Origin of the sequence: Paraclostridium dentum (assembly GCF_012922555.1) — a bacterium.
In the GTDB taxonomy this organism is placed as follows: domain Bacteria; phylum Bacillota; class Clostridia; order Peptostreptococcales; family Peptostreptococcaceae; genus Paraclostridium; species Paraclostridium dentum.
Map to the genome: position 1 here is coordinate 852,685 of NZ_WIPK01000001.1, position 11,891 is coordinate 864,575.

Annotated in this window: 11 protein-coding genes and 1 riboswitch; of the genes, 2 read left to right on the forward strand and 9 right to left on the reverse strand. The window is 25.2% G+C overall.

What is annotated here, in order from left to right:
• Positions 1-10 precede the first annotated feature (10 nt).
• The 4 genes from ribE to GFJ41_RS18855 all read right to left on the reverse strand — a co-directional run bounded on the left by ribE (position 11) and on the right by GFJ41_RS18855 (position 3,826).
• On the reverse strand, positions 11-664 hold the full coding sequence (gene ribE, locus GFJ41_RS04110) for a riboflavin synthase (RefSeq protein ID WP_170074683.1): 654 nt from the start codon (positions 662-664) through the stop codon (positions 11-13).
• Positions 665-1,762 carry a bifunctional diaminohydroxyphosphoribosylaminopyrimidine deaminase/5-amino-6-(5-phosphoribosylamino)uracil reductase RibD gene (gene ribD, locus GFJ41_RS04115; protein ID WP_170074684.1) on the reverse strand — a complete coding sequence of 366 codons (1,098 nt, stop codon included), beginning with the start codon at positions 1,760-1,762 and terminating at the stop codon, positions 665-667. It lies immediately after the preceding gene.
• 181 nt (positions 1,763-1,943) lie between these two features.
• A riboswitch (FMN riboswitch) is annotated at positions 1,944-2,060 on the reverse strand.
• A gap of 59 nt (positions 2,061-2,119) precedes the next feature.
• On the reverse strand, positions 2,120-3,565 hold the full coding sequence (locus GFJ41_RS04120) for a glycosyltransferase family 2 protein (RefSeq protein WP_170074685.1): 1,446 nt from the start codon (positions 3,563-3,565) through the stop codon (positions 2,120-2,122).
• A 135-nt stretch (positions 3,566-3,700) separates the two neighbouring features.
• Positions 3,701-3,826, reverse strand: coding sequence for a hypothetical protein (locus tag GFJ41_RS18855; protein WP_263346362.1), 126 nt, complete (start codon positions 3,824-3,826; stop codon positions 3,701-3,703).
• 163 nt (positions 3,827-3,989) lie between these two features.
• On the opposite strand from GFJ41_RS18855, the gene glsA reads away from it, so the two are divergent.
• A complete protein-coding gene (glsA, locus tag GFJ41_RS04125) occupies positions 3,990-4,919 on the forward strand; it encodes a glutaminase A (RefSeq protein WP_170074686.1) in 930 nt (309 codons plus the stop codon).
• Positions 4,920-4,967: 48 nt separating this feature from the next.
• Here the strand turns inward: glsA and GFJ41_RS04130 are convergent, their stop codons facing one another.
• The 5 genes from GFJ41_RS04130 to GFJ41_RS04150 all read right to left on the reverse strand — a co-directional run bounded on the left by GFJ41_RS04130 (position 4,968) and on the right by GFJ41_RS04150 (position 10,805).
• A complete protein-coding gene (locus tag GFJ41_RS04130) occupies positions 4,968-6,491 on the reverse strand; it encodes a YfcC family protein (protein ID WP_021433044.1) in 1,524 nt (507 codons plus the stop codon).
• A 148-nt stretch (positions 6,492-6,639) separates the two neighbouring features.
• On the reverse strand, positions 6,640-7,755 hold the full coding sequence (locus GFJ41_RS04135) for a hypothetical protein (RefSeq protein WP_170074687.1): 1,116 nt from the start codon (positions 7,753-7,755) through the stop codon (positions 6,640-6,642).
• Between the two features lie 21 nt (positions 7,756-7,776).
• The gene (locus GFJ41_RS04140) at positions 7,777-8,118 is read right to left on the reverse strand and encodes a hypothetical protein (protein WP_021429244.1); all 342 of its coding nucleotides are present in this window, start codon (positions 8,116-8,118) and stop codon (positions 7,777-7,779) included.
• 240 nt (positions 8,119-8,358) lie between these two features.
• Positions 8,359-9,045, reverse strand: coding sequence for a sporulation protein (locus GFJ41_RS04145; protein ID WP_170074688.1), 687 nt, complete (start codon positions 9,043-9,045; stop codon positions 8,359-8,361).
• Between the two features lie 563 nt (positions 9,046-9,608).
• Positions 9,609-10,805 (reverse strand): S41 family peptidase, encoded by a 1,197-nt coding sequence (locus GFJ41_RS04150; RefSeq protein WP_170074689.1) that lies wholly within the window; start codon positions 10,803-10,805, stop codon positions 9,609-9,611.
• A 508-nt stretch (positions 10,806-11,313) separates the two neighbouring features.
• Here GFJ41_RS04150 and GFJ41_RS04155 point away from each other — a divergent pair.
• The gene (locus tag GFJ41_RS04155; protein WP_021433050.1) at positions 11,314-11,631 is read left to right on the forward strand and encodes a hypothetical protein; all 318 of its coding nucleotides are present in this window, start codon (positions 11,314-11,316) and stop codon (positions 11,629-11,631) included.
• Positions 11,632-11,891: the final 260 nt, after the last annotated feature.

Sequence of the window (11,891 nt, forward strand, 5' to 3'; positions counted from 1 at the left end):
CCAATTTATTTTAAATAAATCCATTTTCTTTAAGAAAAATTTCATTTATATTGTTAGATTGTTGTTTGTTAGGCTTATTAATTCCTAATAGCTTTTCAACATATTTGCCTATAATGTCACATTCTAGATTTACGCTATCTCCAATATTTTTGCTTGATAATATAGTTTGCTGTAGTGTATGTGGTATTATAGAAACCTTAAATACATCATCATCTACATATGCTATTGTTAGGCTTATTCCATCAATAGTTATAGACCCTTTATATACAATGTATCTAAGTATATCTACTGAAGTTTTTATGGTTATCCAAATTGCACTATCTTCCTTTTTTAAATCTTTTATATATCCTATCCCATCTATATGTCCACTAACTAAATGACCTCCTAGTCTAGTGCTTAAACTCAATGCCCTTTCTAAATTTACCTTACTTCCTATTTTTAAAGTATTTAAATTACTTTTTCTAATAGTTTCTGCCATTACATCGGCTTCAAATGTTCCTTTGTTTATATTTGTTACAGTTAGACAAACTCCATTTGTACAAATGCTATCTCCTATTTCAGTTGTCTCTAAAACTTTATTACAATTAATAATAAGCTTAGATGACTTAACTCCATTTTTTATGTGCGTTATAGTACCGATTTCCTCAACTATTCCCGTAAACAATTAATTGTCACTTCCTTTCAAATATCCCTCTATTAAAATATCTGAACCTACTTGTTTATACTCTAATTTATGAAGTTTAAATGCTTCTTTTATATCATCTACTCCTTGTCCTCCAATAGGAGTTTTAGAGCTTTCTCCTCCTAGGATAATAGGGGCTACATATACTTGAATTTTATCAACTATATTTTCATTCACTGCTGAAAAATTCAAGCTCGATCCTCCTTCAAGTAAAATGCTATCTATATTTAATTCTCCTAATTGATTTATCATTTCTTTTAAATCAACTAAGTTGTTTTTTAAATTAACAGTTAATATTTCAACACCTTTATCCTCTAGTAATTTCATTACATTTCTATTTGCATGTTTTGTAGTTACTACAATAGTTCTAATTGATTTTGCACTAGATACAATGTTTGAATCTATAGGTATTTTAAGTGTTGTGTCTGCTATAATCCTTATTGGATTTTTACCGTTTTCTAACCTACAATCTAACATTGGATTATCTTTTATAACAGTATTTATTCCAACTAATATACTCATTACTTCACTTCTTAACTTATGTACGTATCTTCTTGACTCATCACAGCTTATCCATTTTGATTGACCTGTAGTTGTTGATATTTTTCCATCTAAACTCATGGCAACTTTCATAACTACAAATGGTTTTTTATTTTTTATATATTTTAAAAAAACTTCATTTAATTTTTTATTTTCTTCATCTAAAATTCCAACTTTAACTTCAATACCTGCATCTCTAAGTTTTTTAACTCCTTTGCCTTGCACTAGTGGATTTGGATCTACAGATGCTATAACAACTTTATTTATTTTACTTTCTAGAATTTTATCTACACAAGGAGGCGTTTTACCAAAATGAGAACAAGGTTCTAAATTTACATACATCGTTGATCCATTTAAGCTCTCTTTTGAATTTTCAATTGCATTTATCTCTGCGTGTTTTCCTCCATACTTTTCATGATAACCTGTACCTACAATTTTGTTATCTTTAACTATAACTGCTCCAACCATAGGATTAGGATTTACTTTTCCTATTCCTTTTTTTGCAAGGTTAATAGCTAAACCCATATAATATTCATCCATTATATTCTCCTTTCACATCTTGTGATTTATAAAAGAAAATAATAAAAGCCCTGAGTTTAAAACTCAGGGCTTTTGTATCATAAAAATACACATATTAAATTAATTAAAAAAGCTCTGAAATATAAAATATTTCAGAGCTTACAAATCAAAATAATAGTATATGCTTATATACATTACAATACATTATCTTCTTTCATCCAGACTTTACTGTCGGCTTCGGAATTTCACCGAATCATGCCATTTACGGCTCGCGGGCTTTACCGCCGGTAGGGAATTTCACCCTGCCCTGAAGATTATTCAATTCTAATTAGATAATAATTCTTATAGGTTAAATTGTCAACATATAAAATTAATTTTTTAATTAAATGACTTATGAATATATATGTTGCTATCTACTACATTTTTATTTTTTATTAATGCATATTTATATTCATTTATAAAGTTTGAGTTCTCATTTTTTATAATCCTTACTTCTTTACAATTAGTGTTATTTGCTATGTTTACAATGTTTACAGTAAAAAATTTTTCATTCGTATTTGATAGCAATTCTATTATTTTTTTCTGGCTTAACGTTGAACAAATTTCACCTATATCAACCATAAAAATATATTTACTTTTGCATTTTTCTATTAATAAATTTAAGTCTTTATCATCGGAATAAATTATTTTAGCACCTATGTTTTTTAATTCAGTTACTTCTAAACATTTGTTGCTAGTTACTATAGTAAAATTAGATACTATTTCATTGAAACTTTTTATTGTATTAATAATACTAGTTTCATACTTATCTATTATCATTAAGGCACTTAATAAGTTATTATTAGGAGTACTTGCTTGTTCTAGATTTTTTTTCATTTCCTTTATCTCATATATTTTTTCGAAATTGTTATGTGGATATTCGTAAGTATTTCCTACTGGGCAATTTATATACTCATTTAAACACTCTAGTGCTTTGCTTATTTTACCACATTCAATATATGCTAAGCACTCCATAAAATATAAATCTTTAAAATTTGGAATTGAAAATCTAATTTTTTCTATAAATTTTATAGACTCATAAAATTGTTTTTCATTTGAATATGCCTTTACTATGTTCAAAATTAAATATGGATAAAAAACATAATTATATTTCAACTCCATAAGGTCTAAAGATTTTTCATAAGACTCTATCGCACTTTTAAAGTCTGTAATTCTTGCGTATTCATTCCCTAAAACATAAAAATAATAGGCATCTTTTTCTTCTTCTGTGTATGTATTTAAAATCCCCATATTTCTTTTATATTTAGACTCTATATTAACCTTATTTGGGTCATATCCATAATGATAAATCTTAATATCTATATTTTCAATACACTTATCTTTATTATGCTTTTGAATACAATTAGCTATTTGTTCATGTACCTTCCCTCTAAATCTATACTTTCTTTTATTTTTAAAAAATCTAAAAACTACATATTCTCCTACTTCAGTTCCGTTGATTATATTTGTTAGTCTAAAAAAATATCCCTCTGCTAATTTTTTGCTACTTAATAATGCTTTCAATTTTTCTAAATTTTCTTTTGAGATTTTTTCATCAGCATCTAAAAATAATATATAATCTTTGGTAGCATACTCTAAAGATACATTTCTAGCTTCACTAAAATCATTGTTCCATTTATGGTTTATTACCTTTGCATTGTAATTACTACATATATTTAAAGTTTCATCATTTGATCCTGTATCCACAATTATAATTTCATTTGCTATTGACTCTATACTATCTAAACATCTCTTTATGTTTTTTTCCTCATTTTTGACTATCATACAAACACTCAAACTCTTCAATCTATCCACTCCCAATTATAAATTTAATAAAAAGTTACTTTTATAAATATACAATTTACTTTATTGATTTTAAAAAAGAGGCTTACCATAATTAATATGATAAACCTCTGAAATTTATAAATCTTTACCAGTAAAGTCCTTACTTGCACTTGTTAAAAAACCTATAGATGAAAATAATAAATTTTTAATTAATATTAGAGATGGATTATTTAAAATAATTTTTATTACTCTTTTTATCATATTAATCACCATCATAACTATTTAAATATAGTTACTTATTATAATATGTCTTTAAAATAAGCATTGTTACTTAATTGGAGTCAATATCCATTTTAGTTTTATTTTAATTTTTTTGGGTAATTAAATATTAGTTATAAATTTCATAAAAAAGGAAGCGATTTTAATGTTTGGTTTACTAGAAGGCCTAGTTGAGAAAAATAAGGAGTATATAAAAGATGGTGATGTTGCTAATTACATACCTGCCCTTTCTAAGGTGGATAAAAATCAACTAGGAATAGCTATTATCGATTTGACAAAAGATGGCTATAAAGATTATTTTGCTGGAAATTATACTACTAACTTTGCAATTGAAAGTACATCTAAAGTTATTACACTTATAATGGCTATGATGGATCATTCTCCAGAATATGTTTTTCAAAAAATTGGTACGGAGCCCAGTGGTTTTCCATTTAACTCAATACTTAATATGAATATAAATAATAAAGATGTTCCGTCTAACCCTTTTATAAATGCTGGTGCAATAGTAGTTAATTCTTTAATTAAAGGGAAAGATAGTGAAGAAAAAACTGATAGAATTTTAAATTTTACTAGAAAGTTAGCTAATAATGATTTTATAGATATAAATGAAGAAATTTACTTATCTGAAAAAAGAACAGGTGATATAAACAGATCTTTAGGTTATTATCTTAAAGGTAAAAATGTAATTTCAGGAGATGTTGATGATATTTTGGACTCATACTTTAAACAATGTTCTATGTCTGTTTGTGCCCTAGATTTAGCTAAAATAGGATCTGTTCTAGCTAATAAAGGTGTTTGCCCTTGGAATAACAAAAGATTAATACCTGAAGATATCTGTACAATCGTTAAATCAATAATGGTTACATGTGGTTTATACGATGAATCAGGTTCATTTGCCGTTCACATAGGTGTCCCTGCTAAGTCTGGTGTTGGAGGAGGTATTTTAGCAACAGTTCCTAATAGAATGGGTATTGGTATATTTGGCCCATCTCTTGATTCAAAAGGAAATAGTATCGCTGGAATTAAGTTACTACAAGAACTGTCTAAAACTTTAGATTTAGATATATTTGAATAAATAAAAAAGCAGCCTAATATCTATTAGGTTGCTTTTTTATTTATTATTCTATATAAATGATCCTATACAAAGCAATGCTATTGATAGTACCATTATTATTCCAACAAGCGGCATAACAAACTTCAACCATTTGTCATAAGTTACATTTACCATAGCAAGTGATGCTAATATTAAACCAGTTGGTGTTATTATACCAATTAAACCTTGCCCAAACATATAAGCTGTTACTATTATATCTCTGTTAACACCTACTACATCTGCTAAAGGTGCCATTATAGGCATTGATAAAACCGCAAGTCCTGAAGATGAATTTATAAAGAATCCTAATACTATATAAACTAAATACATTACTCCAGAGAATGCTATTCCACCCATACTTGATACGACAGTACTTAATGAATATAATATAGTATCACTTATAAGTCCTCCGTCCATTATAATTGTAACTCCTCTAGCAAGTGCTACAATAAGTGCTACTCCTAATAAATCAGCTGCTCCTTGTACGAAGTTTGATACAAATTCACTTTCTTTTTGTTTTGATAATGGAACCATTATAAATGTTACTGCAAAGAATAGTGCTGTCATTTCCATGAACCACCATCCTAATTCTTTAACTCCATAAATCATTACTATGAAAGATAAACCAAATATTAATAACATTAATTTTTTTCTAAATGTAAATTCTACTTCAACGTCTCCACTTTCACTAGCTAAAAACCTTTTCTCTATTTCCTCTTTTTGAGCGTAGATTAAAGATTTCGTAGGATCTTTTTTTACCTTTTCTCCATATTTGATTATGTATATTAAAGTAACTACAAGAGCTATAACTAATGCTAAAATTCTAAGAGGCATACCTTGTGTAAAACTTACACCTGCTATATTAGAAGCTATTATAGTTGAGAATGGATTTACTGTAGCTGCCATTGTCCCTATACATGACCCTAAGAAAATTGTAGCGATGGCAACTATAGCATCATATCCAGCAGCTATGAATATAGGTACTACTATAGGATAAAAGGCTATTGTTTCTTCTGCCAATCCAAATGTAGTCCCTCCTAGAGCAACAAGAGATGCTATAATTACAATCATCCATTTTTCTTTTCCTTTTAATGCTTTAGATAGTGCATTTATCCCTGCTGTAAATGCTCCTGTACTATTTATAACTCCAACTAATCCCCCTATAACTAATACGAAAGCTATTATATCAATAGAATCATATAATCCTTGTATCGGAGCTTTTAAAAATGTTGTTATAGCCCCAAATATTGTTGTTTTTTCTTTAGCTAATTTTTCATATGTATTTGGTATTGCAACTGGCTTTGAGATAGCCCCACTAGTAAACTGTTTTAAGTTTACATTTACTCCTAATTTATTTAGTGTTTCCTGAGTTCCAGCATATTGATTAGACTCTCCATTTGGAAGCTCTACAATAAATTTTGAGCTATTAGTGTCATAGCTAAGTTTTGCATATTTTCCTGATGGTATTATGTAAGTTAACCCCATAACTACAAGCATTACAATTAGAATTACAGTATACGCTGTAGGAAATGAAAACTTTTTCTTGTTCTTCATAAAATTACCTCCTTTTTTTCTTGTTAATAAGATAATATCACTACTTTGATAATTTTTAAATAACCTAATTTTATTTCTGAATTTTTTAAATATTTTCCTAGTAATTGGAAATATAAAAATAGCCACTTTATAGTGAAAGTGGCTGTTTTTATATTTCCAATTTTTCAGTAAGTCTGTAATTGTTATTAGTTAATGATCTTTCTAAGCTTCCTGAATATTCAAAAACCGTTTCGAAATTTGAATTTTTATCTAAATATTTAGTTCTTATGTTATTTGATTTTATAACATCTTCTATTTTTCCATAATTTATATCTGAATTTGTTGTTGAGTTTATAATCCTTATAGCTCCAACCAAAAAATCTTTACTTAATTGTAAGCTTTTAGGATCTCCATTATTGCTAGGAACTTTAAACTCATACATATTAGTAATTGTTTTCGAATTTAAACTAGATATATCTGTAGTCAATGTTATAGATTGAGCTAAATTATTATCATTTTTTATTCCAAAACTATTTATATTATTTTTTTCTGAAGTTTTTTCACTTATTATTGTCTTTAAATTATTAGCTTTTGCAAAATCTTCAGTGTATTTTTTAAGACTTTCCTTTAAAGTTGTTCTTTCCTTTTTATAATCTTCATATGTTATTTTTCTATTTTTTGAAACTGATTCTATTCTTTTATACACTTTTTCAAGTTTAAAGTGTATTTCTTTTTTTGTAAAATCAAAGTCTACATTATCAAATGATTTAAGTGTTTTATTTAGATTTTCATTATTTATTTCACTATTATTTAACACATCCATACATTCTGATAAACTTATATTATTTATGTTTTTTGTAGCTGTTAATAAATCATATAGTGCCTGTACTGATGCGTCATTTTTAGCTACATTTCCATCTTCATCCTTAAATATGTTTCCTTCAATTTGAATTGTATAATTTTTTTTATCAGCTACAGTGTTTATCATTATATACTCTTGTTCTATTTTATCTGATACTTCTCGTGTTGCTAAATTTAAAATTATAGTTTGATTGTCTGGAGTTAACTGAGGTTTAAATTCTGACAACTCTGAGTTTATTTTTTTCATTAAATCTTGAGCTTGTTCATAAGTTAAGCCCTTAATTTCTTCATTGTTTATTTTATTTAACTGAGAACTAGCACCATCTATACTTTTTTTAAGATTTTCGTTTTTTGTTGCAGAACAACCAACTACTGCCATTGACAGTAGTGCTGTTAAACCTAAAATAATTATTTTTCTTTTCAACTTTTTATCCAACCTCCAAATTTATACTGAGTATAACCATAGTTTATCTACCCATTTTATACTAGTATCATTATTTTTTAAATTCTTACATAGTAACAAAATAACTTGTTCATCTCGATCAAACAACTCATAAATTATTTCATTAGGTTTATGTTTATCATGTATTTTATCAACGTACTCTACTCTTTCTCTAAAAAGTTTTGGCAATGTGTAATGTATATTTAATAGTTGTTCTGCTAAAACAACTATATCTTCTCTTTCTAAGCCCTTTACCAATATATGTTCTGGTATGTACTGCTTATATATATTGAATACTTTATCCATTATTAAATCTTTAAATTTTAAAAAAACATTTCCACTCAAAATTAGCTCTCCCCTTTATATGAATATCTATTTCTCTCTGACATCGTCATTTAATTATATACACATTTTTTATCTTTTTCAATCAATATAATTCATTTTATCTTGCTAATATACATGTTCGTCCTAAATAAAAAAAAGAAAAAATACCAGTAATAAATATCTGGTATTGTATTGTGTATTTCAATATTAAATTTATATTTTTTGACATGGAAGTTTTTCTTCCTATACTATATGTTTATGCTAAATTTTAAATTTAATAACAGAATATATTTTATTAGTTAAATAATTTAAATCATTTATATATTTATATTCAAATGTAACTTTTATATTTTGATTTAAATATACTTCTATAAACTCATTTTTTTGCTTAAAAAAAATTTCAATATCATTTTCATTTTGATCCAAAGCTTCTTTCAATTTTCTGAATTTAAAGCACTGAATAAATGGTAAATTATCATATTTGTTTTCTGTATATTTATTCTCTACTTCTATTAAAGAAAACCCTAAATTTTCTATAACATAAATTGTATTTTCTATGTATTTTGGAGGTAATATATCTATATAATATTTTTCTTCTAATTTATTTTTACCATTTTCTTTTAAACATGTCTTTATCCATATATGACTTTTGTGTATTGATACTGGAACTTTTTTATTTATCTTAAATTTAAATGGAACTTTTACTAATCCACCCTCAGTTATACTTTTGTCTAAATTTATTTCTACCTTTTGTAAAACTACTTTTTTTCCGCCTATATTTTTATATTTATCTTTAATATAGTTAGTTTTTATATATATTTTTATATCATGTAATTTTTTATTTAAATCCAAACCACTTAAAACGCAAACTCCTTCTATATCTTCATCTGGATATATTTCTCTTGAGTTTATAAATGTTTTTAATTTAATTTCATTTAAATTACTCATGTACTCCCCCTATTTAAAAATACTCTTTACTATATTATTAATTATATTTCCCTCTAAAATATGCTTATTTAAGCAAAATAAAAGGATATATACAGAACTTTAAAGTCCAACATATAATCCCTTATTTTGTTTCGGTATAATAAATTTATTTAACAAATAATAATTTTTAACTGTATAATATATCCCGCCTAAAACTTATATTATTTACATAAAAAAGCTAGCTATAGGTGCAACAGCAGTAACAACAAATGCTATTATTATTAAAAATATAGCAACTCTTTTCATTCCTAAGTTTTTTGATTTTTTTTCTTGTTTTATCATTTTAACCTATCCTTTCAGTTATAACGTTAATTTGTACATTTTATTATACAACTTACAAATATATTAATCAAAAAAATTTTGTATTTAAATTAATCCAATTTTAATTCAAACATAATAATTTATTAAAAAATATTTATATTTACTCTACACTATTAATATAGTATTATTCTATACTATTTTAAAAAAACCTTTATATTTATAGTGTCAAAATTAATATTTTTAACTTTCATAAAACTTATATTCTAATTTATATGTTCTAACTCTAAAACTTTATTTATGCATTTATCATCTTTTACATTTTTAGTTCTTTCACAGTTATTTATTTCAAAATCAGGAATAGTTTTAACTTCCTCATCACATATTCCATCTTTATTTAAATACATTCCACTAGCCATTCTAACTATCAAGCCACTATTTTTCAATTCAAACAAAGCAGGGTCTAATCCACCCCCATCTCCTCCAGTGGTACCTCCTATCAAAGTTGCAAATTTAGATTCTTTACAAAACATAGCAAAGAATTCTGATGATGAATATACCTTTTTATCAGTAAGTAAATATATATTACCTTTAAAATTCAAATTATTACTAGCTTTTATTGTATAAGACGTATTTTCAAATCCATCGAATTTATTAAAAATTTCTTTTGGCGCATTTTTTCTTATACTCTGAGGTAATTTATCAATAGGGTTTAATTTTATTTTTCTTTCATCCGTATAATTTTTTATTAATTCACTTTTGTTTCTATAAGCTCTATAACCACTTATTTTAATATCATCATTTATAAGCTTTGAAACAATTCCTTGCCAATAACTATCACTCCCACCTTTATTTCCTCTTATATCTATAATTAAAGCCTTGTAATTCTCTAGTGTTTTTATATAATCTCCAATCATATTTAAATCATTTTTCATAGAACCATGTTGTGGTGCCATAGATGGTAAATACATATATCCAACACTACCATTTACTACATCTTGTAAAACTAATTCTTTTTTTAAAAAACTACCATCACAAATTTTAATTTCTGATTTTATATTATCGTATCTTTCTATAACTTTTTTATCATTAAGAAAATCATACCAATTATTTTTCGAATATGCTTTTTTAAACATTTCATATCTTTTTTTATTATTTATTACCTCGGTATGCTTATTTCCTAATTCTGATAATATATCCGACATCTCAGCTACAAATTCATCATCATTTTTAGTATTTTTAATTCTCTTTATATATTTATTCTTGTTAGATATCCAGTCTTTTCCACTTAATCTTGTATTTACATCTAAATATGGATATCCTTCTTTTATTGTATTATACATATACTTAAAATCACTTACTTTTTCAGTTGTAGATAATTGATCCGATTTACTGTATACCTTATTTCCAAAGATAACTATAGATCCAAAAACAATTATTAAAAATAATAATTTCTTTTTCATTTAATTCACTTCCTTATTGCACTAATAACCTTAAACATTGTAACATCCCTTTCCAACAAAATCCAGGTTGCTAATTAATCATTTAAAAAGTTATTTAAATTATGTTAAAATTTATATTTTTTAATATAATCCTTAGTATTCTCTATTTTTCAATAAAATTATGTACATATTTAGTTAAAAAAAATACTACCATAAAATTATGGTAGCACTTAATAAAAGAGTAGTTATATAATATTTTTTCAGATTTTATTTACCCTATTAATTAATGTAATTTTCAAAATCAATAGATATTATATTATATTATAATTAGAAAAATTATGCAATATTTATATGAATTTTTTTATTTATTTATTAAAATTTAACATATATTCTGTTTAACCCTTAACCTATAAATATTATAATTTATATAGTAGGATATTTTTAATCAATTTCATATATACTTCATGTTTAAATATTAAACTAATACTAACCATTTACTAAGTCTAACTTTTAACAGGAGGATCCTAAAATGAAAATTAACTTTTTACCAAGAACTAAATTAGGACAGTATAGCGTAATAATTATGGCTTTAACTCTAATATTTTTTATAGTTGGTTCTTTAATGTCTTGGGATTTTTCTTATTACGGATTTAAGTTTATAGCAAAAAATCAAATTCATATAGCTGTATTATTTATTATATTCATCCTGGGAGTCCTAGCTTGTGCTTTAGGTTTTATAGCTATAGATAAAAAAAGAGATAAATCAATTTTAGTACTTATCTCTATAATATTAGGAATAAATAATATTGTTGGATTCTTTAGTTTTATTGCACATATATTTATATAATAATAAAAGTATAGGCTATATAAAAAGTTTATAGCCTATACTTTTATTATTTTAGTTTAAATTTTATTAATAAATTCATATAAAAATTTTTTCCGAATAAAATTATCATAAGCTTTTTAGTATATAATTCGCACCACTTCGAACTATATATATGTTAATAATAATTAAGTAAACTTCATATGTTAGTTTTATTAATATTTTTATGAAAACTTTTCTTTTTATTTTTTTATTCTAAGCTTCATGTTGTTGACAACATATCT

Coding starts and splice junctions, on each gene's coding strand:
- GFJ41_RS18855 (WP_263346362.1), bottom strand. CDS start 3,826: ATGATAAAAAGAGTAATAAAAATTATTTTAAATAATCCATCTCTAATA.
- GFJ41_RS04145 (WP_170074688.1), bottom strand. CDS start 9,045: ATGAGTAATTTAAATGAAATTAAATTAAAAACATTTATAAACTCAAGA.
- GFJ41_RS04150 (WP_170074689.1), bottom strand. CDS start 10,805: ATGAAAAAGAAATTATTATTTTTAATAATTGTTTTTGGATCTATAGTT.
- GFJ41_RS04120 (WP_170074685.1), bottom strand. CDS start 3,565: ATGATAGTCAAAAATGAGGAAAAAAACATAAAGAGATGTTTAGATAGT.
- GFJ41_RS04130 (WP_021433044.1), bottom strand. CDS start 6,491: ATGAAGAACAAGAAAAAGTTTTCATTTCCTACAGCGTATACTGTAATT.
- glsA (WP_170074686.1), top strand. CDS start 3,990: ATGTTTGGTTTACTAGAAGGCCTAGTTGAGAAAAATAAGGAGTATATA.
- GFJ41_RS04155 (WP_021433050.1), top strand. CDS start 11,314: ATGAAAATTAACTTTTTACCAAGAACTAAATTAGGACAGTATAGCGTA.
- ribD (WP_170074684.1), bottom strand. CDS start 1,762: ATGGATGAATATTATATGGGTTTAGCTATTAACCTTGCAAAAAAAGGA.